Genomic DNA, 23,915 nt, shown 5'->3' with positions numbered 1-23,915 from the left:
AACAATTGGGGTGCACTTCATTAAGGAAGGATGGCTTTTTTCTATACTATATAAATGAGTTGTCGGTAAGTCGATATAAATTGCATTTATTAATAACTACATCATGATCAAACAAGTACTACTGTGCCTGAACAGAACCAATCTCGTCTTGCTCTTCTGGTTTCACAAGTGCGTAACGTTCCCACGCCCTGCTTTTCCAGCGGAAGAACATAATAATGGCACGCGTCCATTCGTCGATGGCGATCGCTAGCCAAATACCAACGAGCCCCATATCTAAATGAAAGGCGAAAAAGTAACCTAGTGGTAAACTCATTAACACCATAGAGAATGCACCGATTAAAACAGGATATTTTGCATCACCAGCTGCACGAAGCGAATTAATGATGACGATATTCATCGTACGTCCCGTTTCAAGTAGTACACTTAGTAAAAGAACACTTGCGCCTAACCCGATAATGTGCGGATTATCTGTAAACAGTCCCATTAATTGTGTACGGAATGTAATAACGAGAGCGACCATACATAGAGTTACACCAATCGCCCATTTTACACTTTTCCATAAGCGTTCGTATGCTTCATCCTTTTCGCCACCACCAACAAGGCGGCCAATAATAATGGCTGTTCCCATACCAATCGCAATTGCAAATAAATAAGTGAACATGGAAATGTTAGTAGCGTATTGTCTAGCAGCTAATGATTCCGTTCCTAAGTACGTTGCGTAATAAAGGAAGACGATTTGACAAGCTTGATACATCACTTGTTCAAATGCAGATGGAATACCGATTTTTAAAATTTTCCCAATGTATTCTTTGGATAAAGTGAAGTAATATTGTAATTTCACGCGATATTCCATAACGCGGTATAGTAACCAGAAGAAAACAATAAGTGCGATCAATCGACTGATAGCGGAAGAAATTGCAGCTCCTTGTACACCGAGCTCAGGGAAACCAAATTTCCCGAAAATGAGTACGTAGTTTCCAGCGATATGAATAATATTCATTCCGAGTGAAATAAACATCGCTTGCTTTGTAAAACCGTGTACACGGATAATTGCGGCTAATGAGTTAATAATAGCTTGCAGGAAGATAGCCCCTCCGACGATAGATAAGTAGTTTTGTGCATACGTTAGTACATCGCCTTGTAAGTTCATTGCGAGCATCATATGTTTCGAAAATAAAAGAAAACCAGCGCTTATAACGAGCCCGACTATTAAATTTAATGTGACGGCTAATGCTGATATTTTAGATGCCTCCATAAAGCGTTTGGAACCGAGGTATTGAGATACAACGATAGCAGCGCCGTTCCCGATGACTTCTAATACCAAAATCGCGATATGAAGATATTGATTCGCTGCACCAACCCCAGATACAGCATCGTCTGATAATGCACTTAACATGAAAGTATCAGCGATCCCCATCAACATAAAAAGAAAAACTTCTAGAAAAATAGGCCATGTTAATAAGAATAAACTTAATTTTTCTGCCGGCCCATTTTTTGCCTGAATTGCTGTCATGTCCGTCCCCTCTTTACCGATATCTATTTTTAGCAAAATGTATCGTAACATACTTTCTTATCCTTTGCACTCATTTTAGCCTACATATTTTTAATATGAAGGGCTTGCTATTTTATGTTAAAAAGGGTGGGATAATTATACATAAAGTATTATGAAATATAAAATTTGTTTTTATTTGATAATTTAGAAAAATATAAAAATAATTATTTTCGGCACTTTAGTAAGGATAATTAGCAGTATAAAACGTTTACAAACATATATTTTTTAACAGAAAATTTTAATGAAATAGAAATATAAATATACAAGAAATATATTTGTGTGTATAATATGAATTGTTAGAACATATATATATTTCTTTCTGTTTGAAAATGAAAGGGCTAACATTTTTTTGGAGGGTGGAAGTATGAAAAAAAAGATACCAGTTTTTGTAGTATCAACAGTAGCAATGAGCATGATGTTAGGGGCATGTAGCTATCAAAAAGATGAACCGCAAGCAAACGCAAAAGGGGATAGCGGGAAAAGCGATGCGAAGCAAGTTCTTAATTTAATTGAAACACAAGAAATTCCAACGATGGACCCAGCATTATCAGCTGACGCAGTTTCTTCAAAAGTAATGAACAACACGATGGAAGGTCTATACCGCCTTGGAAAAGATGATAAGTTAGTTCCAGGTGTAGCAAAAGAATTTAAAAAGTCAGAAGACGGTAAAAAATATACATTTAAATTACGTGAAGACGCGAAATGGTCAAACGGTGAGCCTTTAACAGCGAAAGATTTTGTATACGCATGGCAAAGAGCGATCAATCCAGACACAGCTGCGAAATCAGCATACATTATGTATGATATAAAAAATGCAGAGAAAATTAATAAAAAAGAGATGCGTCCTGATCAATTAGGTGTAAAAGCAATTGATGATTACACATTAGAAGTAGAATTAGACAATTCTATTCCATATCTTGTAGATTTAATGGTATATCCAATCTTTTATCCTGTGAATGAGAAATTTGTGAAAGAGCAAGGTGCGAAGTTTGGTTTAGAAGCAAATACAACACTTTATAACGGACCGTTTACATTAAGCGATTGGCAGCATGAACGCAGTTTTAAAATGACAAAGAGCTCATCATATTGGGACAATAAAGAAGTGAAGCTTGAAGAAGTAAACTTTAATATTGTAAAAGATACATCTACGCCAATTAACTTATATGAAACAAATGCAATCGATCGAGCGACGTTATTAGCAGAGTTCATCGATAAATATAAAGGAAAACCAGATTTCAAAACAGTAGAAGAGACATCTGTATTTTTCCTACGCTTAAATCAAAAAGATCCAGCTTTAGCAAATAAAAATATTCGTAAAGCAATTTCACTTGCTTTTGATCGTAAGCCGTTCGTTGATACATTATTAAATAACGGTTCTAAGGCAGCGACAGGATTAATTCCTGATAACTTCATTAAAGGACCAGATAAAAAAGATTTCCGTGCTGTAAACGGGGATATTGTAAAACCAAACGTGAAAGAAGCGAAGAAATATTGGGAAGCTGGCAAAAAAGAACTTGGTAAAAATGAAATCGAATTAGAATTATTAAATGAAGATGTAGAGTTATCTAAGAAAACTGGTGAATATTTAAAAGGTGAATTAGAAAAAAATTTACCAGGTTTAACAGTGAAAATTAAACAACAACCATTCGCACAAAAACTAAAATTAGAAGATGCGGGTGATTATGTCATGTCATTCTCTGGATGGGGGGCAGACTTCCCAGATCCGATTACATATCTTGATATGTTTGTAACAGATGGGTCACAAAATAAGATGAAGTACTCTAATCCGAAATACGATGAAATCATTATGAAAGCGAAAAAAGATGGAAGCGATGTAAATGCTCGCTGGAAAAACTTACTTGAGGCAGAAAAAATGTTACTTGATGACGCTGCGATTGTTCCAGTATACCAACGTGGTAGAGCATACTTACAAAGAGAAACAATTAAAGATATGTACAACCATAAATATGGCCCCGATGTGAGCTTCAAATGGGCATCCCTAGGAAAATAAAAAAAGCAGGCTAACCACCTGCTTTTTTTAATACGTTCGTTTCTTATAAATGCCTTTTCCGCCAACTTGATTCCAGCCGGATTGCACATCCAAACTTTTGTTAACAAACTTCATTTTTTCTTTTCCACCAAAGAGCTTTTCGCCGATGCTATTTGTAATGACACCGATTAATGCTGTTATTCCGATGATGAGGGTAGCAACCGTAATAAAATCAATAAAAAACGCAATCATTTGAAAACTCCCCCTTTGCCTGTCTGTATGTTTATTGTATGAGATAAAAAATGAAAAAGAAAGAAATGTCAGAAAAATATTTAATTTACTTTAGAAATCTTGTAGACAGGAGAGAGAATGTTTGTTAGAATAAGAACAAATGTTCCTTTTTATTCTCATTTGTATAGTCTTACATTTCTTAATTGATTTATCAGGAAAAAGTAAGAAAACGTTCTCTTTTTCATAGGGAAGATTATAGATAAATAACTATATATTATATGAAGAATCTAGAGGAAGTGAGTACTAAAAGGGTTGAAAGTTATTGTTCAAGTACAGCTAAATTGAGCGTAATCATGTTACATAGCAGTGGAATACACGGAAGAGTTTTCTCAACTAGCAGGAAATTTACTGTATATTTCTTGCAAAATCTATTGTATAATGATTATAGAAGTTACTTATTAAAAGTAATTGTTGTTTATTATAAGTTGTTGCTTACATGAAATGCGATTTTTGTACTTTTCAATAAGACAAGTTATCGCGAAAAATTGCTTAAGTTAGAAATTAAAACTGTATGTAGTACAGAATTTGTACTCTTTAAGGAGAGTGAGCTTTGTATGGTAACATTATATAGTTCTCCAAGCTGTACGTCTTGTAGAAAGGCGAAATTATGGCTAGAGGAAAATCATATTCCCTATACAGAACGTAATATTTTCTCAGATCCATTAACGATTGAGGAAATTAAAGAGATTTTACGTATGACAGAAAGCGGAACGGATGAGATTATTTCTACTCGTTCGAAAGTTTTCCAAGAATTGAATGTAAACTTAGAATCTTTACCACTTCAAGATTTATATAAGATGATTCGTGACTATCCGGGGATTTTACGTCGTCCAATTATGATTGACGAGAAACGCCTTCAAGTTGGTTACAATGAAGACGAAATTCGCCGTTTCTTACCACGTACAGTAAGAACGTTCCAATTACGTGAAGCACAACGTCTTGTAAATTAATTATAATAATATGAAAACCTTCTACCTATTATATAGTAGAAGGTTTTTTTTAATGTTTCACATTGCGTAATCGAACTTGTTTTACGATAAAGCCGATGCATAAAATAGTGAAAATGAACAAATAAGGAATGCTTGCAGTGAAACTTGGGTTGTTATGAAAAAAGGTTGCAAGTCTGTCTTCATGTGTAACCATTTTCCCTGCAGTATAGGCAAGAATTGCTGCACCGCAATAAATGAGGAATGGAAATCGTTCCATAAGTATTAAAATAAGTTTACTTCCCCAAATAATAATAGGGATAGAAATGAGTAAGCCGATTATGACGAGTAAAAATCTCCCGTGAGCTGCACCTGCAATGGCAATAACATTATCAAACCCCATAACGAGATCCGCGAAAACAATTGTCCGCACTGCTTGAAATAAAGTTGTTTTTCCTTGAATGGCAGAAAGGTCGTTGCTATCATCAGTTAATAAATTGACTGCAATTAATGTAAGTAAAACCCCGCCAATCAATTGTAGGAATGGAATGTCGAGTAAATAGACAGCTAGTATAGTAAGGATAATTCTTAGTACGATTGCTAAAAGAGTACCGATCAAAATAGCTTTATTTCGTTTCGATTCAGGTAAATTTCGGCTAGCTAGTGCGATGACGATTGCATTGTCACCACCTAATACAACATCGATACCGACAATCATTAGTACGGATGTTAAAAACTCTAAGTCCATTCGTCTGCCTCCATTTATGATGTTTTAATAAGCGAACTGTATGTATGTGATGCAGAAAGTTGTTGTTAAATAATCTCTTTCAATAGAAGTTTCACTTTATTACAGTGTACGGGGGAATGTGGAAATGTATGTCCAAATTTTTTGTAAGTAAGAAATCGCTATAATAATATATTTATGTAGTTAATCGAGTAAAGATAGGCATATAACTATTTTTGTAAAATAAATCGATTTTATTTCCATTCTGGAGAATCTTATCATAAAATGAGAGTACAAGAATCTATTGATTTGTCATATGAGTGGGGAATCCCTTCATAACAATTCTAAGCAGGAAGGGAGAGTTGTATTTTGGATATTGAAAGAATTAATGATCATACGATGAAATTTTTTATTACGTACATTGATATAGAGGATAGAGGATTTAATCGTGAAGAAATTTGGTATGATCGCGAACGAAGTGAAGAGCTCTTTTGGGAGATGATGGACGAAGCTCGTGATCATGACGATTTCTTTATTGATGGGCCGTTATGGATTCAAGTGCAAGCAGTCGATAAAGGGATTGAAGTACTTGTCACGAAAGCAGAGCTTTCAAAGGACGGACAAAAGCTGGAACTACCGATAGGGGTAGACAAAATTATAGATATTCCTCTAGATGAAGGCATCGAATCATTATTCCAACAAGAGTTAGTCGAAGAGGTAGAAGAACAAACAGGAACAAACTTTAATGAAGATGGTACGTTTGGCTTTTTAATTAAATTTAATGATTTTGAAGATGTCATTTCATTAAGTCATCGTCTTATCTTTGAAGATATAAAAGATGAGCTGTATTCATTTGAGGACCGCTATTATGTATATGTGGAATTCGATGAAGTGCTACATGATGAAGAAGAAATCGATCGTATTTTAAGTATTGTTTTAGAATATGGGGAAGAATCAACTTTAACAATTCATCGTGTAAGTGAGTATGGAAAACAAATTGTGAAAGAGCATGCGCTTGAAACGATTCGCAATAATTTTCCTGCTAAAACGTAGGCCGATTTCTGTAGTATGAAATCGGCTTTTTATATGAAGAATAGGAAAGCTTTCTTAGTTAGGAGGTAAGAGATGAAAAATACGTTAAAGCTGATTTTCTTTATCCTGCTATTGTTCGCATTATTTGTTTCGTTACGTATGTTTATTGATGTAGCATTTTATTCAGATGTGATTGGGATAAAAGATGTTTCGATTTTAGGTATTATTAGTATTTTATTTACAGTATCTGCGTTTTTAATTGGTTGCGTTATTTTCTTAGAAAATCGCCATCCATCTAAAACACTTACATGGTTAATTGTGTTAGGGATTTTTCCGGTATTTGGCTTCTTTGCTTATTTATTATTTGGACAAAATTTTCGGAGAAAAAGAATGTTTCAAAAGAAGGCGTTACTTGATGAACAGGCGTTTTTACAATATAAAGGGCATGAAGATTACGAAGAACGAATTTTACGCAATCATAAGCATCAAGAATTGTTATTTCGTTTAGCGGATCGATTAGGTGCTTTAAATATTTCATTTCAAACTGAAACGAGGACATTAACAAATGGAGATGAAACGTTTCAGGCCATTTTAAATGGGTTAAAACGAGCGAAACATCACATTCATATGGAATATTACATTGTGCGTGATGATAAATTAGGAACAGAAATTAAAGATATTTTAATACAAAAATCAAAAGAGGGCGTTGTTGTTCGCTTTTTATATGATGCGGTTGGAAGTTTTAAGTTATCGAAATCGTATATTGAAGAATTAAACGATGCAGGTGTAGAAATGATTCCGTTCTTTCCTGTGCGCTTTCCGATTTTAAACGATAAGATTAATTATCGAAATCATAGGAAAATTGTTGTGATTGATGGGAACGAAGGGTTTGTAGGCGGATTAAATATCGGTGATGAGTATTTAGGAAAAAGTAAATATTTTGGCTTTTGGCGAGACACGCATTTGTATTTACGTGGTGAAGCGGTTCAAAGTTTACAGCTTATTTTCCTTCAAGATTGGTTTTATATGACTGGAGAGGCTGTGCTAGCTCCGGAATATTTACAAGCAAAAGCAGTTGAGGGTGATCATTGGGGAGGAGTACAGCTAGTCGCAGGCGGCCCCGATAATAAGTGGGAAACGATTAAGCATTTATATTTCGCAATGATCGCTTCTGCTCGGAAATCTATTTGGATTGCAACGCCGTATTTTATTCCGGATGATGATATTTTATCCGCATTAAAGGTTGCTGCACTTGCTGGTATTGATGTTCGTTTATTAATGCCGAGTAAACCTGATAAGCGTACTGTCTTTTACGCATCGAGATCGTACTTCCCGGAGCTTTTAGACGCAGGAGTAAAGATATATGAATACGAAAAAGGCTTTCTTCATAGTAAAATTGTCATCGTTGATTCTGATTTAGCTTCAATTGGGACAGCTAATATGGATATGAGAAGTTTTCATTTGAATTTTGAAGTAAATGCCTTTTTATATGATACAGATAGCATTAAAAGACTTGTTCAAGACTTTAAAGACGATTTAGAAGAATCTAGTGAAATTCACGTCGATCGTTTTCATAAAAGGCGTCTGCATAGACGAATTGTTGAATCAACGTACCGGTTATTATCGCCATTATTATAAAAAGAGATGTCCGAAATTGGGACATCTCTTTTTTAAAAGGAATTTGTAATAAATTGTAGAATATAAGGAGCTGAAAGGGTGTGATTCCGATATTTATAGCTAAAAGAGAAAACGGAGAAAAAATTCATTTACTCTATAATTGTAATGAAGAGCTTTTGCGCCGTATGCGCCAACAGGAACGATTCTTTTGTGTAGCTTGTGGAAAGGAAGTGCAAATGAAATTAGGGAAACAAAAAAGTTGGCATTTTGCTCATAAAAAAGTGGATTCATGTCTTGCCTTTTATGAAGCGGAATCAACGTATCATATGCACGGTAAAGAATTGTTATATAGATGGTTCAAACGTCAAAACTTTCAGGTGGATATTGAGTACTACCTTCCGGAAATTAAGCAACGACCAGATATTTTTGTAGAGAGGGCGGGCAGAAAAATTGCAATTGAATACCAATGTGCAAACCTTGCTATAGAGCAGCTGTACAAAAGAACCTATTCATATTGGCGAGCTGGTATACAGGTCATTTGGATCGTTGGTGGAAATCAATTGAAAAAGCAATCGGCATATTGGATGAAATTCTCCTCACTTATGGCTTTCTCCTTACAATCTTATCCTCAACCATTTCTTATTTTCTTCTGTTCGAAAGAAAAATCATTTATGAAATGTGCATTTATCACTTCATTTTCTACAAGCGTCTCTTTCTCACATATTATATATTTACCAATTGAAACGACTACTTTTGAAATGCTTTTTTCTCCTGTTCCTTTCAAAAAGGAAATATTAGAACGAGAATGGAAGAAGCGAAAGGATTATTTTCGGCAAAACGCTCTGCCTATTTGGAATTATAACTATAAGTCATTATTACGCCTCTTATATCAATTTAAATGTACCCCAGCGAGCTTTCCTTCTGAAATTGGTGTTCCACTCCCTTCTGGATTTGCTTTTCAAACAAACACATTTATATGGCAAGCTTTTCTATATATGAAGTGTATAGGGGGGCTTGCAGTAGGAGAGTGTATTTCTCTTCAATATGTGTGTAGTTATGTAAAAAGGTATACGAAAAGGCGGATACTTCCGTACTTTTCACAGCACACATGGAAAGTGGCAGTTACTGAATATATGACATTTTTATGCTATATAGGTATATTGCATAAAGTGGGAAGTTATACGTACCGAAAAATAAGGGATGCCGTGATGTTAAAAACAGAGGAGGAAATTATGAAACATGATGAGATTTGCTTAATACATGCGCTATCTTTATTTGAGGCAAATTTTAACATGAGAGGAGGAAAAGGGGATATAATAAAGAATGATTGTGAAGGAATTACATAAGAAAAAACGAATTGTACTTAAGTAGAGATATTTAAAGGAGGGCTTAAAGAATGTCTGAACAAAACAAAGCGAAAGCATTACCAGATCGCAACGAGATTGAAGAAGCAAGTACGTGGCGATTAGAAGATATTTTCCAAACGGATGCAGAATGGGAAAAAGAATTCCAGGCTATTAAAGAGCTATTACCGAAGTTAACTGAATTTAAAGGGAAACTTGGTGACTCTGCGGACAATTTACTTGAGGCATTGCAATATGAAGATGAAATTTCAATGCGATTAGGTAAGCTATATACATATGCTCATATGCGTTACGATCAAGATACAACAAACTCTGTATATCAAGCATTAAATGATCGCGCAACAAATTTATATTCACAAGTATCTAGTAGCACAGCGTATATTGTGCCTGAAATTTTATCAATTTCAGAAGATACACTGCAAACATTCTTGAAGGAAAATAGAGATTTAAGTGTATATGAACATGCATTAGAAGAAATTACACGTCAACGCCCGCACGTATTATCAGAAGCTGAGGAGGCTTTATTAGCGGAAGCATCTGAAGTAATGAGTTCATCAAGCAATACATTCGGTATGTTGAATAACGCAGATTTAAAATTCCCATCTATTAAAGGTGAAGACGGAGAAGAAATAGAAATTACACATGGTCGTTACATTCAGTTTTTAGAAAGTGATGATCCTCGTGTTCGCAAAGATGCATTTAAAGCTGTATATGAAACGTATGGGAAATTTAAAAATACATTCGCAAGTACGTTAAGTGGAGCAGTAAAACGTAATAATTTCAATGCGCGTGTTCGTAAATATGATTCTGCTCGCCAAGCTGCACTGAGCAATAATAATATTCCGGAAGCAGTATACGATCAACTCGTTGAAACGGTAAATGACAACTTACATTTATTACACCGTTACATCGATATTCGTAAGCGTGCATTAGGACTTGATGAGCTTCATATGTATGATTTATATACACCACTTGTACCAGAAGTGAAAATGAATGTGAAATACGAAGAAGCGCAAGACCTTTTATTAAAATCTTTAAACGTACTTGGTGATGAATATGTTGATATTTTGAAAGAGGCATATGAAAATCGCTGGGTAGATGTGTATGAGAATAAAGGAAAACGAAGCGGGGCATACTCATCTGGTGCATATGGAACAAATCCGTATATTTTAATGAACTGGCATGATAATGTAAATAATTTATTTACACTTGCTCATGAGTTTGGCCATTCGGTGCATAGTTACTATACAAGAAAAACACAACCGCACGTATATGGTGATTATTCCATCTTCGTAGCAGAAGTGGCATCAACTTGTAATGAAGCGCTTCTAAATGATTATTTATTAAAAACGACAGAAGATAAGAAAGAGCGTCTATATTTATTAAATCATTATTTAGAAGGATTCCGTGGTACTGTATTCCGTCAAACGATGTTTGCAGAGTTTGAACATATTATTCATAAGAAAGTACAAGAAGGACATGCTGTTACGCCAGATATGCTAACGGAAATCTACTATGATTTAAATAAGAAATATTTCGGTGACGCTTTAGTAATCGACGAAGAGATTGGTTTAGAATGGTCTCGTATTCCACACTTCTACTACAACTATTACGTATATCAATACGCAACAGGATTTAGTGCAGCGACAGCTCTATCTAAACAGATTTTAGAAGAAGGACAACCAGCAGTAGAACGTTATATTAACGAGTTCTTAAAAGCAGGAAGCTCTGATTACCCAATTGAAGTGCTGAAAAAAGCAGGAGTAGATATGGCATCTCCTGAACCAGTAAAAGAGGCACTACAAGTATTTGAAGAGAAATTAAATGAATTAGAAGCATTATTATTTGAAGAAAAGTAATGAAAAAAGACGAGGGATTGTATCCTCGTCTTTTTTTGAATAGATTAAATGTCGATATATGTCGAAAAAACAAGGTGAATTTCTTTGTTTTTCTAACTGAAAGGATAGTTTTATGGCTGATTTTTGAAATTAAAACCCTTTGAATCGTTTTTTATGATTGAAATAAGAGAGAGTGATAACGATGATTCCGAATAAAAGAGGTAAGGCAATAATTTTAGGAAAAGCTTGTAGTAGAGAGAGGATGTACAAGAAAAAAGAAATGATGACAGCTAGAAAGAGAAGAGCAATATAAGATTTTTTCATAAATAAACCCCCTAAATGACCTTTTTTATAGCTTATTCAAAAATGAAAACGTTTAGAATGTGACAAAAGTGTGAAATTCGACAAAAGGGGTTGTCATCTGACGTCGAATCTTGTAATATAATAAGCGTGAACGAATTCACATACAAACATATACCCCTTTGTTTGAACGTGAAAATTTCTCCCATCCCCTTTAATATTTTTATAAGCCGTAAAGAAGAAGACCTGGTGTTTACACCAGGTCTTTTTCTTTTGCTATCCATTTCCAATAACGTTCGCATTTTACTTCAATCATTTGTACTTTTCGTTTCAGTTGTAATTTTTTAAGCTCGCGCTCAATTTCTTGTTGCGGACAGTCATAAATAAATGCTACTTCTTTTGAAGATATAAATTGTGTTGCTTCTAGTAGCACTTCTAAAGGTGGTAATGGTTCTGGCTCAATTTCACATTTTACAAGTTCTTTCAATAATTGTACGTATACATCGTAGGAATAATTTCCAGCGATTTTAATACCTTCTTCATCTGAGTTCGCATGAAAAAAGACGAGGGAGGGTATTTCTGTAATATGCATTTCATTCGTGAATTTCAAGTCACATTGGAAAGCTTTTTTTGCACTAGCAGAATGTAGATCTTTTTTAAATTCTTCTACATCAATATTGCTATCTTTCGCACATGCAAGTAATAGTTCGCAGTCAGGGGTTGATACATTTTCAAGGAAAATGTATTCTTGGAGTTTTCGCAAAAACTTCGAACCTGCTTTTCGGCCCTGTAACTCCGCTGCCTTAATCGCCATCGAAATTAAATATGGTGTTGACGATGCTTCTTGCATATGTACCTTTCCATCACATGAAAAACCTTGTAAACTTGTTGTCTTTTCCCACACAAATCGAATATTAGCAGGTTTATTCCATTTGTGTGAGGAAGCGTTCGTTCCATCCACTTTTCCTGTTACGATATGACGAATAGAGAAGTATTTCCCGTATTCAAGCCATAGTTTAATAATAAAAGGCTCAATTTCCCAGCAATCTTTACAAAGTGGATCAATAAATAAATATGCTTCTACAGACTTATGCTCGCATGCGGAAGGAGATGGCATATTTATATGCTTTGCTTCCTGCTTATCCATTACACTTCACCTGTTTCGTTTGGAGTATTAACCATATGCTGAGCGGTTAATGCTAAACGTTCAAAAACAAACTCTCTTATATGACCATGCACTCCAGTATCATCCATTGCTTGCTCCATACATGATAGCCAAGCCTCTGCTCGTTTTGGAGTAATCTCAAACGGAAGATGGCGTGCTCTTAACATAGGATGACCATGTTCTTCAGTGTACAAATTAGGACCACCTAAATATTGTGTTAAAAATTGCTTCTGCTTCCTAGCGGTTTCTGTTAAATCTTCCGGGAAGATGGGAGATAAGTCAGGGTGTTTACTGACATAGGAATAAAATGTATCTACTAATATTGCAATGCATTGTTCACCGCCAATTGCTTCAAATGGTGTCATCGGTTGCTTGCTCATCCTTTATAAACTCCTTTTTCCATGAAATGTATATCTATTGTAGCAATGGAATGTTCGAGAGGGCAAATAAACAGCCTTCTCAAAGATTCTTTGCTTATTCTACGGATGTAAATTTTTTTAGTGAGGTATATCCACTAGCGAAACATATTCACTAGTGGAATTTTCACTTTAGCGTGCTTTGTTTTGTTTGGCAAGGAAAAAGCGTTTTACTTTGTTATTTGTATGACGAACAGGTATGTTATGTTGCGTTAATAAATGAATAAATGCAGCTTTTCCTGTTTCTTCATCTTGCACTTCAAATTCAATTTCATAATCATCGTGATTGTAATAGAAACTATGATCAAAGACAAGCGTTCCGCCTTTAAATAATGTTTCTGCTCTTTCTGTTGTTAAACTACCCATATATGTTAAAGCAGAAACAGGAATTTGTAATTTGTGTAATTGATCTACTACTGCTCCTTGAATGATTGTGTTTGTTTCCATCATCATTTTTGCTTCGTCTTCTGTTACGATTTGATGCGTTTCTAATAAACCGATTTCTGCAGGTTGTTTCAACGTTAACGTATAAGTTTCTCCTTTATGACGAATACGAAGTGCAGAGCCAGCTTCTTTTAACGAGAAGTCAGGTGTTTCAAAGTAGTGATTCACTTGTTTCGTAAATGCTTCAATAGAAAACGATTTGCATAATGTATCGAATTCTTCTTTTGTAACGATATTTTTGAATTCAATTTCAATTTCTTGTGTCATTGTATAATCTCCTTTTGAAAAATAATTCTTTACACATTATCGCTTTTTCATAAATTTGGTTCAATGTTTTATTTGTTTGCGTCCATGTTATGATACAATAATACTGTTAAGTAAGACAGGAAGTTGAGATGGAGGAGTTAGAGCATGCAAAATAAAATCCAAGTTAAGAGCGTAGAAAAGAGAGAGAATGCTCTTATTTTTTGTGCGGAAAATAGTGAAATAGAGGTAAAGGAGTTAAGTGCACGTAATCACGTACTTGTAGACTCAGACAATTTATCATTTTTATATATCTTAGAAAATGAATCATCTTTTATTTATGTAAGTATTCCGCACACATGCTGGGAAGCAATGCATGAAGCGATGAATAACGATGTGGTTATGTTCGTTAGCGTGAATGACATTGAAATGGAATTAGAAGGATTAAAAGAAGAAGTAGAATATTTAGTTGAAAATATTGAAGGTAATGCAAATTACGGAGAAGAATTAGTAACTGCTGTAGAAAAAGTATTTCTATAAGCAAATGGATTGATTTTGGTGGTGGTTGAAATGAATCGAAATTGGGAAGAATTTTTAGCACCTTACCACCAAGCGGTGGCAGAGCTGAAAGTGAAACTAAAAGGAATGCGTACTCAATTTGCAATGTTAACAGAGCATTCTCCAATTGAGTTTGTAACAGGAAGGGTAAAGTCGGTTGCAAGTATTATTGATAAAGCGGAGAAGAGAAATGTACCGCTAGACCGATTGAGAGAAGATATGCAGGATATTGCTGGGCTTAGAATGATGTGTCAATTTGTTGATGAGATTAAGCCTGTTGTAGAATATCTTCGAAAACGAAATGACTTTGAAATCGTGGAAGAACGTGATTATGTCACGCAAAAGAAAGATAGCGGTTATCGTTCTTATCATGTTGTCATTAGTTATCCTGTTCAAACGATTCAGGGTGAACAAAAAGTATTGGTAGAAATCCAAATACGCACGCTAGCAATGAACTTTTGGGCAACAATTGAGCATTCTTTAAATTATAAATATAGTGGACGTTTTCCTGAAGATATTAAAATACGCTTGCAACGTGCAGCTGAAGCGGCGTTTTTATTAGATGAAGAAATGTCTTCTATTCGTCTTGAGATTCAAGAAGCGCAAAAGGCTTTTTCAAGAAAGCAAGAAACGAAAGATTCCGAATCATAAACTAAAGGGTGTTGGGCGATGAAATTTACAATTATGTCAAAGGGAGATCAATCATCAGATACACTGGCAAGCACGATGAAAGAGTACTTGCTAGATTTTGGATTTATAATGGATGAAAAGGAACCCGATATTGTAATTTCTGTTGGGGGAGATGGAACGCTTTTGTATGCGTTTCATCGTTATTATAATCGATTGGATGAAACAGCATTTGTTGGTGTACATACAGGACATTTAGGTTTCTATGCAGATTGGTTACCGACAGAAGTAGAGAAATTAGTAATTGCGATTGCAAAAACACCATTCCAAGTGGTGGAATATCCGCTTTTAGAAGTTATTATTCGCTATGTGAATGGAAGTAAAGAGTCACAGTATTTAGCGATGAATGAGGCGACTGTAAAAAGTGCAGAAGGTACATTAGTAACAGAAGTAGAAATACGCGGAGAATATTTTGAAACATTCCGCGGGGACGGTCTTTGTATTTCTACTCCTTCAGGAAGTACTGCGTATAATAAAGCGCTTGGCGGAGCAATTATTCACCCATCTATTGAAGCGATTCAAATTGCAGAAATGGCGTCCATTAACAATCGTGTGTTTCGTACTGTAGGATCGCCACTCGTATTGCCGAAGCATCATACATGTGTGTTAAAGCCGGCTGCAGGAATGAACTTACAAATTACAGTGGATCATTTAACAATGGTCCATCAAGATGTGAAATCAATCCAGTATCGCGTCGCAAACGAGAAAGTACGATTTGTTCGTTTCCGCCCGTTCCCGTTCTGGAAACGAGTTCGTGACTCGTTTGTTGCAGATAAATAGAAAGGGTTATATATTTGAACAGATTTACATTGAAATGGGATATAGGGCTGGCTGAAGAGGGAACTTTAGTTAGGGAATTTTTGAAAACGAAAGGTATTTCTAAAGCCGCTTTAACGGATATAAAGTTTCACGGCGGGGCAATTGAAGTAAATAGTCAACATGCGAGTGTTCGTCATCAGTTGCGCGCTGGTGAAGAATTAAGTGTCTTTTTTCCAGTCGAGGAAAGAAGTGAAGGGATGATGGCAGAAGATATCCCTTTATGCATTGTATATGAAGATGATGCGGTTCTTATCATTGATAAAGAGGCGAACATGTCAACGATTCCGTCTAGAGAACATCCGACAGGGAGTGTTGCCAATGCGATTTTATCTCATTATGATAAGCAGCATCTTGCAAGTACAGTGCACATTGTAACACGGTTAGATCGTGATACTTCAGGGCTTATGCTTATTGCAAAAAATCGTTTCGTGCATCATCTTTTATCGAAGCAGCATCAACAAAAAGCTGTGAAACGAACGTATGAAGCAATTGTTCACGGAAAGATTGTAGAACGAGAAGGAATGATTGATGCACCAATTGGTCGAAAATCTGATAGCATTATTGAGCGAACGGTTTGTGAAGATGGACAAAGGGCAGTTACTCATTTTAAAGTAATTGATAGTACATATGATAAGACACATGTAGGGCTTGAGCTTGAGACAGGAAGAACGCATCAAATTCGTGTGCATATGGCTCATATAGGACATCCATTACTTGGTGATAGCTTATATGGAGGGAGAAGGGATGAAATGAAACGGCAAGCACTTCATAGTAAATCTTTGACGTTTTATCATCCTATTTTAGAGAAAGAGATGTCTTTCACTATAAAGCTTCCAAGCGATATGCAAGAAGTGTTGCGGCATACTTAAAAAGGGAACAAAATTCTTATATTATAAAGAATTTTGTTCCCTTTTTTCTTAGCGGAATAATATTAAAATTTGGTTTTCACCCGTACGCTTTATAACGAAAAATCCACTTTCGGCTTTTGTAGCAATGCCATTGTCATTTGGACGACAATATCCATGTGCTTCGCAAGTGCCGTCATCACGTACTAACATTTGTCCAATTAATCCGACAGGAAGCCACTCGGCGCGATCTTTTCTTGCTACATATTTGCAAGCTGGATCCCATTCTGTATTTAAAAGAGGTTGTATTTCTTCTGTTTCCGTCCATACATATTGGCGTTTTCCAAAGTTATCTGTTTTATAGCGTTTTTGCCAACTTAAAGCCCCGCTATTTCCTATAAGTGCAGGGGTTGCACTAGATATTCCTAAAATGAAAGAATCGTGTGAAGTAGCTATCCGAATTTTTTCTTCGCTACTAAATGTAACGAAATAACCGACATCAATAGGTTTATGACCTTCTGTTTCAAACATTTGTGCAAAATCCGTTCCGCTTGCATTGTAAGACGCGCCCTCAATGTACATTTCTCCATTATGGGCGAGCCATTTAGCCCCGATATTATGGTCGGTGTCGTTTACACCATTTGCAATAAACCAAGAATAAGCTTCTTCTGCAGTGCCGAAGCGCCCCATAATATGGCTACCTGCAAAATGAGCTGTTGATGTATGATGACCTTCCGCATGAGAAGAGGATCCGTTAGCGATAGTTGCGGTTCCTTCTGCGTGTGCTGCTTCGCCTAAAGCAATCGTCTGTTTACCCTCCGCATGAGAATAAGCACCGCTTGCTGTCGTTTCACTTCCCTCACTATGCGAACTATGTCCGGTTGCTTTTGAGTTTGATCCTTCTGCATGAGAGAAAGAACCTTTTGCGTGTGTTAATAAGCCTTCCGCATGTGCTGCCATGCCCTCCGCATGAGAGTGAAGCCCCTCCGCATATGCATATCGGCCGCCCCTTTTAACTTTTGTATTTTCAGGTGTAGGTGTCTCAATTATGAGTGGTTTTTCAGTTTGTATATCATTCGATGAAGCCAATGCCTCTTTTATTTTTTTTACTTTGTTTATAATAGCAGCTGGAATTTCTGGTTCCACTTTTTTATTTATTGCTACAGAAATATTTTCTTCGGCCTTTTCTTCTGTTTCGTTAGAATGTAGTACCTGTTCATCTTGATTTGAGAGCTGTTTATTTTTTTGTTTCATCTTTATTTTTTTACGATCGATTATGCGGCTCATCACAGCATTTTCTAAAGAGACATATGTTGGTTTTACTTTGCTTTTTTTTGATGACTCTTGTTCTTCCAGTTCTTCTATCGCTGCAGCCCGAATACTACACCAGTTGTTAATTCCGTACATGGGCAGATATAAAGGGGGAAATTTTCTTTTTTGTTTAGAAGATTTTTTCTTCATTCTGTCACCTCCTGCGACATTATATGTAGGGTAATTAAAAAAAGATGCACTTTATTGCATCTTTTTTTAATTACTTTACCTAGTTTTATATGAAATCTGCCTAAATAATGCTAAGTAAGGTAGTTATGAAATTGGACGGAATTTCTCAGCGACAAAAGGTAACGAAGAAGGGACAGAGATAGTCTCCATTTCAGGATAACGTAATCCGGTTAATTTGCCACCAAATACAGCACCAGTATCAATATTGACTGTCTGATTGACGAATCGAGGTTCTGCTACTGGTGTATGTCCATATACAATCCAAGCTTGCCCCTTGTACTCTTGCGCCCAATCGCGACGGACAGGTGAGCCATCGGCATGCTTTTCTCCTGTAATATCGCCATATAATACAAAGGTTTGTACTTTTTTATCTCGTCTTCCTATGTAATCTTGCCGAATCCCAGCGTGACATACGATTACTCTTTTTTCATCTAGTATGTGGTAGAGCGGTGATTGTTCATAAAGAGTGATAAAATTTTCTTTTATAATGTTTTGCTTATGAGAAGGAAGTGCCTCATATTCAGCAACAGTTGTTTCAAGTCCGTGAGCGACTGTTACATTACGCCCAAGGAAAAATCGATATAGTTTATTACAGTGATTTCCAGGAGCGTAATAAGCTTCTTTTCTATGTATGACAAGTTCCCATACAATTTCAATCATACGTAATGAATGAGGACCACGGTCTGTAATATCGCCAACGAATGCAAGTTTACGTTGGTCAGGGTGAACCGGTAGACCGCTACTCCAGTTATATCCTAGCTTCTCTGTTAAATTTTGAAACTCTTGGAAGCATCCATGAATATCTCCTATAATGTCATATTTCATATTTAAACCTCCATCGTATTTTTCATTAGTATATCTAAAAAAGGATAGAGATAAAAATATAGCGTTTTTGTGTTGTTCATTTAAACATAAAGATTTTCGTTCTTGAGCGAACATTTAAAATGAATCCAATCGCAATCATGTATGTAAGCAGTGAACTTCCTCCGTAACTCATAAGAGGTAATGTTATCCCTGTAATGGGAAGTAATCCGATTGTCATCCCGATATTTTGGAATACTTGGAAAGTAAACATTCCGATTGTACCAGCGCAAATGTAACTACCGAAAGGGTCATTACTTTCTAAAGCAATATGAATCATTCGAAAAATGAGTAAGAAAAAAAGAGAAATAATGACACTTGCGCCTAGAAATCCAAATTGTTCAGCGACATTAGTGAAAATAAAATCTGTATGTGGTTCTGGAAAATATACTTGTCCATTTTCCCACCCTTTTCCTTGCATTTCTCCGGATCCAGTCGCTAAGAATGCTTGTCTTAATTGATAGCCTTGTGCATCATATTTGTAAGGTGCTAACCATCCGTAGAAGCGATTTAATTGATATTCTTTTAAAATGTGTGCTTTAAAGAAATCTGTGTGAGTAAAAAAAATATATATTAATGTAGATCCAGCAACGAAAGTACCTGAAACTAATCCGAAAATAAAACGCCATCGTATGCCAGAAACTAGTATCATTGCTGCAAGCATCGCTGAAATGACCATTGTGTTTCCTAAATCTGGTTCTTTTGCAATAAGTAGTAGTGGTGGCAAGCTTGTCGCAAATATTTTTCCAAGTAATAAAAAATCATCACGCATTGTTCGGGGAAAATATTTCTCATTATGATTTGCTATAATTCTTCCAATGACGATAATTAAAAACAATTTCATAATTTCAGAAGGCTGAAAATTCCCGATGCCTGGGAGCCTGTACCAAGCGGTAGCGCCTTTAATTGTAACGGCACCTGGTACTTGAAGTTCTAGTCCAATAAGTAGTACCATTGCAAAGCTATACAAATACCAAGCAATTTTTTGATAATGATCGAAATCGATAATCATAATAACACCAATGGCTATAAATCCAATGAAATACCATTGGATTTGCTTTAGTACAAAATTGACGTTTTGTAAAAATGGCGGTAAAGAGGCTTGCGCACTTGCAATAGCACAACAACTAACAATCCCAATGGCAAATAAAATAAATAGTAATACGTAGTCTATTTGATATTGAGAATTTGGATCTTTCAATGTAGGTATTCCTTTCTAATGCTCTTTATAGTAATGGATTTTATAGTATGAGAAAGAATGTATGAACTATACGAATGATTCGCATATAGCCCATACACTTTTAATTTTGCAGAGTAATTTAATTGTTTAACTCTTTAATAATTATATCCAAACAATGGGAAAGACGTACATGTGCGTCAGGAAAAATATCTAGTTGATGAAGATAGTATTTTAAGGAACTTTTACACCATTGGTAAGCACTAAGTAGAGCTGCTCTATAGTCCGTAGTATTTTGTAAAAAGCCATATTCTTTTGCTGTTATAACGAGGTGTGTGAAATCTTCACAACCTTGAAGGAGCTTATTGTGTATTTGTTGTCCAGCATGGTAGCGAAATTGACTTAAAGGCTCAGAAATGTATATTGCATTTCCTTTAGAAAGTAAAGAAATCCATGAGGCCATATCAACACTACAAGAATATTGTCGCTCTTTAAGAGTACCAAAAGGATCAGTGAGCAATTCTTTTCGGAACAAAGTAGTTGTAGGCTCACCGATAATATTGTGCCCGCCCTTTAACATCCAATTACCTAAAAATATCCCGTTTAATGGAGTGTCTTCACTATATAACCTTTGTGTTGGATGGGAATCACCTATTAGATTTCCATGATCATCAATACGTACTCGATAAGAAGTAACAAGAGCAAGATTTTTATTGGGATCTTGCTCAAAATAGGTCATCATTTTTTGTATTTTATGCTTATAAAACACGTCATCGTCCATTAAAAAATTTATATACTCACCATTTGATTTTTCTATGAGCATAAGGTCATTGTGAAATTGTCCTAGAGTAGGGATATTTCGAATGTATGTTATATTTTTATAATTTGGTAAGTATTGTTCGCGTATTAAAGTTGCTGTTTCATCATTTGTACTATCATCTCCGATAATGATTTCAATATTTGAATAAGTTTGTGCCAATGCACTTTCTAGAGCAATTTTAAAATAATGAGGCCGATTATAAGTGGGAATAAGGATGGAAACGAGAGGTAGATTTTTTTCATTCATCATACATAACTTCCTTTCAGAAGTTTTTTTTTGTAAGAACAATATCTTGGTAACTTGTATATTCATGTCTGCCGCACCATAAACCGTAATGCGGCTTATTGATTATTTCTAGGCCGTACTTATTCAATAGATTGCAAATATCTGTCTCAGGATAAGCAACTGCAAAATTCGGAATATCTTTATTCACAACGTAGCAATTTTCAATTCGATGATAAAAACCTAATGTACTTTGTCCTGCATTTAAATAATAGGACGATTCAGGATTTATTAGAAAGAATGTAATGAAACATCTCCCGTCTTTTTTTAATACACGTACAATTTCAGATACGTAATGTTCTAATTCTTTTGGGAGAAGATGTGTAAATACAGAAGTTAAAAAGATAAAATCGAATGTCCCATCTTCATAGGGAAAACGATATTGAGAGGCATCTTCTGTTCCTTCTGGATTATAGAATTGATTGTATATGTCAACATGTTCAAAGTGAAAATTATTACGCATAGTTGAAATGTTATTTTGACACCAAATAATTCCATCTTTAAACAAATCAAATCCATAATACGCTCCATCATCATTTAAGTAATTCAATAATGGTACAGCCATTCGGCCGACGCCGCAGCCTACATCTAATACTTTTTCATTTGATTTTAAAGCGCCAATTTGAATAAAATGCTTTAGGAACTCTTTTCCAACTTTTTTGAAGTCGCCACCTACATACTGGACGAGTTCAGGAGGGGGGAGTAAAGTCATTTCTTTGTTAAGTTCGCTCATGAGTATACCCCTTTCTTGTATGAGAAGATGCAGTAAATCTATTAATAAAATTTTCAATTTGTAGTGAGAGAACACAGGAAAACCATTGTTATATGTAAGGAGATTCCGAAAAAGAATACTTAATTGGATTAGAAGTGAGAGAAGGATGAGTGAAAATAGAATCTCCTATAGATTAAATCTTTTTTTATTCTTTTCTCCAATAAACGCCAAATACATCAATTTTAGTAATAGGGGCTTTTAAATTCCGTTGATTTCTAAAGTCTGTCACAGCCTCAGCGCATGGCGGTAGCCCGTAGTCATCGATAATTATATAGCCACCTTTAGAAACTTTATCATATAAGTTCACGAGACCATCCATTGTAGATTCGTACATATCACCATCAAGCCGTGCAATTGCTATTTTTTCAATTGGTGCTGTTGGTAAAGTATCTTTAAACCAGCCTTTTAAAAATTTCACTTGATCATTTAGTAAATCATATTTTTTAAAATTCTCTTGTACTTGTTCTAAAGAGACGCGTAAGTAATCGAATGTGTGTAAATAATCACCGTAATCTTTTGGATATTGTTCTAGATTCGGTGCTGGCAAACCTTCAAATGAATCTGCGACCCACACATTACGATTCGTAATGTTGTTTGCTTGTAAAAAACCATTCATAAAAATGCATGATCCTCCGCGCCATACACCTGTTTCAATAAAATCTCCTTCTATATTTTCACGAACAACGGTTTCCATTGCCTCTTGTAATTGGTTCATACGTTCTCGACCAATCATGCTATGTGCTGCTCTTGGCCAATCCATTCCATCATGACGTTCACTTTTTGAAACATTTGGTTTTACAATTTTTAAGTTATGGTTTTCAGCATATTGCTTAATGAATAAAGGGAGGGGGACTGTAACTGGTTCGAATTCTAGTTCTTTCGAAATATGTAGAGATGCGGGTAAGTATGCCTCATATTCCAACCATATTTCAAATAAAATTGTCTTCTTTAGCAATTCGAGATAAAGCTGAACAGCAGATTTACTTTCCATATTTGTGCCTCCTGCAAAATGTCATACAACAATATGATTATGTAGATAGCGAATGTTTCATGATTGAATTTAAAATTGAAAAAGCAGTAAAACTGATAACAGTTTTACTGCTAAGTAAAAAATTAAGCAACTTTTTCAATAATAATAGATGCATTTGTACCAAGAGCTAATGATAGCCCAAGTCCTGTAACGATTACTTCAACTAATGATGGAGTTGTCGTAATTTGCGTAATTGCTTGAACAACGATAGGTGCTCCAACTGAGATTAAAGTAGCCCCAGTACCTGGTACAGATACCCCATTTACTTGGATTGTAAGCCCCCCTAATACACTTATTGCCGCAGTATATACGATAACAGTGATTTTATAGAATCCAGTTTCAGCAATAACGAAAGTATCAGCATCTAATTGAGAAATTGCTGTACCAAACTGAGATCCAACAGTATTAAATGGTACTGGAGCATTAAGTCCAAGATCTAAAGAAATTCCAGCGGAGTTAAATGCATACAATCCTGCTGGAAGTCCTAGTCCGGATGGTCCAGTCGGTCCAGTCGGTCCAGTAGCCCCAGTAGGCCCCGTAGGTCCAGTAGCTCCAGTGTCACCAGTAGGCCCCGTAGGTCCAGTAGCCCCAGTGTCACCAGTAGGCCCCGTAGGTCCAGTAGCCCCAGTGTCACCAGTAGGCCCCGTAGGTCCAGTAGCATC

The 23,915-nt window shown here is 35.6% G+C and carries 23 protein-coding genes and 1 pseudogene; 10 read left to right on the top strand and 14 right to left on the bottom strand.

From position 1 onward, the window contains the following. Positions 1-118: 118 nt before the first annotated feature. Positions 119-1,564: an MATE family efflux transporter gene (locus DN400_RS27965; RefSeq protein WP_002153302.1), complete on the bottom strand. Its 1,446-nt coding sequence runs from the start codon at positions 1,562-1,564 to the stop codon at positions 119-121. 352 nt (positions 1,565-1,916) lie between these two features. Here DN400_RS27965 and DN400_RS27960 point away from each other — a divergent pair, with 352 nt between their 5' ends. Continuing rightward, positions 1,917-3,563 (top strand): peptide ABC transporter substrate-binding protein, encoded by a 1,647-nt coding sequence (locus DN400_RS27960; RefSeq protein ID WP_000727254.1) that lies wholly within the window; start codon positions 1,917-1,919, stop codon positions 3,561-3,563. Positions 3,564-3,590: 27 nt separating this feature from the next. On the opposite strand, the gene DN400_RS27955 is transcribed toward DN400_RS27960, so the two are convergent. Next, positions 3,591-3,794 carry a hypothetical protein gene (locus DN400_RS27955; RefSeq protein WP_000559974.1) on the bottom strand — a complete coding sequence of 68 codons (204 nt, stop codon included), beginning with the start codon at positions 3,792-3,794 and terminating at the stop codon, positions 3,591-3,593. Positions 3,795-4,387: 593 nt separating this feature from the next. Between DN400_RS27955 and spx the strand changes: the two genes are divergently transcribed. Next, positions 4,388-4,783 (top strand): transcriptional regulator Spx, encoded by a 396-nt coding sequence (spx, locus tag DN400_RS27950; protein WP_000258267.1) that lies wholly within the window; start codon positions 4,388-4,390, stop codon positions 4,781-4,783. Positions 4,784-4,832: 49 nt separating this feature from the next. On the opposite strand, the gene DN400_RS27945 is transcribed toward spx, so the two are convergent. Then, positions 4,833-5,507: a TerC family protein gene (locus tag DN400_RS27945; protein ID WP_000362604.1), complete on the bottom strand. Its 675-nt coding sequence runs from the start codon at positions 5,505-5,507 to the stop codon at positions 4,833-4,835. A 345-nt stretch (positions 5,508-5,852) separates the two neighbouring features. Here DN400_RS27945 and mecA point away from each other — a divergent pair, with 345 nt between their 5' ends. From mecA to pepF, 4 genes are all read left to right on the top strand, one after another. Further along, on the top strand, positions 5,853-6,536 hold the full coding sequence (gene mecA / locus DN400_RS27940) for an adaptor protein MecA (protein ID WP_000350715.1): 684 nt from the start codon (positions 5,853-5,855) through the stop codon (positions 6,534-6,536). A gap of 72 nt (positions 6,537-6,608) precedes the next feature. Beyond that, on the top strand, positions 6,609-8,153 hold the full coding sequence (locus DN400_RS27935; protein ID WP_000799191.1) for a cardiolipin synthase: 1,545 nt from the start codon (positions 6,609-6,611) through the stop codon (positions 8,151-8,153). 80 nt (positions 8,154-8,233) lie between these two features. Continuing rightward, a complete protein-coding gene (locus DN400_RS27930) occupies positions 8,234-9,478 on the top strand; it encodes a competence protein CoiA (RefSeq protein ID WP_147802056.1) in 1,245 nt (414 codons plus the stop codon). 50 nt (positions 9,479-9,528) lie between these two features. Then, on the top strand, positions 9,529-11,355 hold the full coding sequence (gene pepF / locus DN400_RS27925) for an oligoendopeptidase F (protein ID WP_000003348.1): 1,827 nt from the start codon (positions 9,529-9,531) through the stop codon (positions 11,353-11,355). 129 nt (positions 11,356-11,484) lie between these two features. Here pepF and DN400_RS29650 read toward each other — a convergent pair whose 3' ends face one another. From DN400_RS29650 to DN400_RS27910, 4 genes are all read right to left on the bottom strand, one after another. Beyond that, positions 11,485-11,658 (bottom strand): hypothetical protein, encoded by a 174-nt coding sequence (locus DN400_RS29650; RefSeq protein ID WP_000750352.1) that lies wholly within the window; start codon positions 11,656-11,658, stop codon positions 11,485-11,487. A 229-nt stretch (positions 11,659-11,887) separates the two neighbouring features. Next, positions 11,888-12,781 (bottom strand): ClpXP adapter SpxH family protein, encoded by an 894-nt coding sequence (locus DN400_RS27920; RefSeq protein WP_147802055.1) that lies wholly within the window; start codon positions 12,779-12,781, stop codon positions 11,888-11,890. Next, positions 12,781-13,179 (bottom strand): globin domain-containing protein, encoded by a 399-nt coding sequence (locus DN400_RS27915; RefSeq protein ID WP_000043386.1) that lies wholly within the window; start codon positions 13,177-13,179, stop codon positions 12,781-12,783. Before DN400_RS27915 ends, DN400_RS27920 begins: the two co-directional genes overlap by 1 nt. 168 nt (positions 13,180-13,347) lie before the next feature. Next, positions 13,348-13,926, bottom strand: a complete 579-nt coding sequence (locus DN400_RS27910) for a CYTH domain-containing protein (RefSeq protein ID WP_065228463.1) — start codon at positions 13,924-13,926, stop codon at positions 13,348-13,350. 144 nt (positions 13,927-14,070) lie between these two features. Here DN400_RS27910 and DN400_RS27905 point away from each other — a divergent pair, with 144 nt between their 5' ends. From DN400_RS27905 to DN400_RS27890, 4 genes are read left to right on the top strand one after another with little or no spacing between them, the layout of a single operon-like run. Further along, positions 14,071-14,442 carry a UPF0738 family protein gene (locus tag DN400_RS27905; RefSeq protein WP_001180005.1) on the top strand — a complete coding sequence of 124 codons (372 nt, stop codon included), beginning with the start codon at positions 14,071-14,073 and terminating at the stop codon, positions 14,440-14,442. Positions 14,443-14,472: 30 nt separating this feature from the next. Next, positions 14,473-15,111 carry a GTP diphosphokinase gene (gene yjbM / locus DN400_RS27900; protein WP_001081482.1) on the top strand — a complete coding sequence of 213 codons (639 nt, stop codon included), beginning with the start codon at positions 14,473-14,475 and terminating at the stop codon, positions 15,109-15,111. Between the two features lie 18 nt (positions 15,112-15,129). Beyond that, complete coding sequence (locus DN400_RS27895; RefSeq protein ID WP_000673190.1) at positions 15,130-15,927, top strand: NAD kinase; 798 nt, start codon at positions 15,130-15,132, stop codon at positions 15,925-15,927. A 14-nt stretch (positions 15,928-15,941) separates the two neighbouring features. Beyond that, entirely contained in the window at positions 15,942-16,835 is an 894-nt protein-coding gene (locus tag DN400_RS27890) for an RluA family pseudouridine synthase (protein ID WP_065228464.1), read from the top strand. Positions 16,836-16,883: 48 nt separating this feature from the next. Here DN400_RS27890 and DN400_RS27885 read toward each other — a convergent pair whose 3' ends face one another. From DN400_RS27885 to bclA, 7 genes and pseudogenes are all read right to left on the bottom strand, one after another. Then, positions 16,884-18,272 carry a peptidase G2 autoproteolytic cleavage domain-containing protein gene (locus tag DN400_RS27885; protein ID WP_065228465.1) on the bottom strand — a complete coding sequence of 463 codons (1,389 nt, stop codon included), beginning with the start codon at positions 18,270-18,272 and terminating at the stop codon, positions 16,884-16,886. 123 nt (positions 18,273-18,395) lie between these two features. Next, on the bottom strand, positions 18,396-19,136 hold the full coding sequence (prpE, locus tag DN400_RS27880; protein ID WP_065228466.1) for a bis(5'-nucleosyl)-tetraphosphatase PrpE: 741 nt from the start codon (positions 19,134-19,136) through the stop codon (positions 18,396-18,398). Positions 19,137-19,212: 76 nt separating this feature from the next. Further along, positions 19,213-20,373 carry an FtsW/RodA/SpoVE family cell cycle protein gene (locus tag DN400_RS27875; protein ID WP_065228467.1) on the bottom strand — a complete coding sequence of 387 codons (1,161 nt, stop codon included), beginning with the start codon at positions 20,371-20,373 and terminating at the stop codon, positions 19,213-19,215. A 118-nt stretch (positions 20,374-20,491) separates the two neighbouring features. Next, on the bottom strand, positions 20,492-21,418 hold the full coding sequence (locus tag DN400_RS27870) for a glycosyltransferase family 2 protein (RefSeq protein ID WP_065228475.1): 927 nt from the start codon (positions 21,416-21,418) through the stop codon (positions 20,492-20,494). A 13-nt stretch (positions 21,419-21,431) separates the two neighbouring features. Then, positions 21,432-22,184, bottom strand: coding sequence for a class I SAM-dependent methyltransferase (locus DN400_RS27865; protein ID WP_065228468.1), 753 nt, complete (start codon positions 22,182-22,184; stop codon positions 21,432-21,434). 184 nt (positions 22,185-22,368) lie between these two features. Continuing rightward, positions 22,369-23,214 (bottom strand): TylF/MycF family methyltransferase, encoded by an 846-nt coding sequence (locus tag DN400_RS27860; protein WP_000444386.1) that lies wholly within the window; start codon positions 23,212-23,214, stop codon positions 22,369-22,371. Positions 23,215-23,336: 122 nt separating this feature from the next. Beyond that, positions 23,337-23,915 (bottom strand): annotated as a pseudogene (gene bclA, locus DN400_RS30085) (collagen-like exosporium glycoprotein BclA); the annotation flags it as partial.

The sequence above is a fragment of the Bacillus sp. AR8-1 genome (assembly GCF_008042345.1).
GTDB lineage: Bacteria > Bacillota > Bacilli > Bacillales > Bacillaceae_G > Bacillus_A > Bacillus_A cereus.
Note: the sequence above shows the minus strand (reverse complement) of the source record. Positions and strands in the feature narration are given on the sequence as shown.

Coding starts and splice junctions, on each gene's coding strand:
- DN400_RS27965 (WP_002153302.1), bottom strand. CDS start 1,564: ATGTTACGATACATTTTGCTAAAAATAGATATCGGTAAAGAGGGGACG.
- DN400_RS27960 (WP_000727254.1), top strand. CDS start 1,917: ATGAAAAAAAAGATACCAGTTTTTGTAGTATCAACAGTAGCAATGAGC.
- DN400_RS27955 (WP_000559974.1), bottom strand. CDS start 3,794: ATGATTGCGTTTTTTATTGATTTTATTACGGTTGCTACCCTCATCATC.
- spx (WP_000258267.1), top strand. CDS start 4,388: ATGGTAACATTATATAGTTCTCCAAGCTGTACGTCTTGTAGAAAGGCG.
- DN400_RS27945 (WP_000362604.1), bottom strand. CDS start 5,507: ATGGACTTAGAGTTTTTAACATCCGTACTAATGATTGTCGGTATCGAT.
- DN400_RS27935 (WP_000799191.1), top strand. CDS start 6,609: ATGAAAAATACGTTAAAGCTGATTTTCTTTATCCTGCTATTGTTCGCA.
- pepF (WP_000003348.1), top strand. CDS start 9,529: ATGTCTGAACAAAACAAAGCGAAAGCATTACCAGATCGCAACGAGATT.
- DN400_RS29650 (WP_000750352.1), bottom strand. CDS start 11,658: ATGAAAAAATCTTATATTGCTCTTCTCTTTCTAGCTGTCATCATTTCT.
- DN400_RS27920 (WP_147802055.1), bottom strand. CDS start 12,781: ATGGATAAGCAGGAAGCAAAGCATATAAATATGCCATCTCCTTCCGCA.
- DN400_RS27915 (WP_000043386.1), bottom strand. CDS start 13,179: ATGAGCAAGCAACCGATGACACCATTTGAAGCAATTGGCGGTGAACAA.
- DN400_RS27910 (WP_065228463.1), bottom strand. CDS start 13,926: ATGACACAAGAAATTGAAATTGAATTCAAAAATATCGTTACAAAAGAA.
- DN400_RS27905 (WP_001180005.1), top strand. CDS start 14,071: ATGCAAAATAAAATCCAAGTTAAGAGCGTAGAAAAGAGAGAGAATGCT.
- yjbM (WP_001081482.1), top strand. CDS start 14,473: ATGAATCGAAATTGGGAAGAATTTTTAGCACCTTACCACCAAGCGGTG.
- DN400_RS27895 (WP_000673190.1), top strand. CDS start 15,130: ATGAAATTTACAATTATGTCAAAGGGAGATCAATCATCAGATACACTG.
- DN400_RS27885 (WP_065228465.1), bottom strand. CDS start 18,272: ATGAAGAAAAAATCTTCTAAACAAAAAAGAAAATTTCCCCCTTTATAT.
- prpE (WP_065228466.1), bottom strand. CDS start 19,136: ATGAAATATGACATTATAGGAGATATTCATGGATGCTTCCAAGAGTTT.
- DN400_RS27870 (WP_065228475.1), bottom strand. CDS start 21,418: ATGATGAATGAAAAAAATCTACCTCTCGTTTCCATCCTTATTCCCACT.
- DN400_RS27865 (WP_065228468.1), bottom strand. CDS start 22,184: ATGAGCGAACTTAACAAAGAAATGACTTTACTCCCCCCTCCTGAACTC.
- DN400_RS27860 (WP_000444386.1), bottom strand. CDS start 23,214: ATGGAAAGTAAATCTGCTGTTCAGCTTTATCTCGAATTGCTAAAGAAG.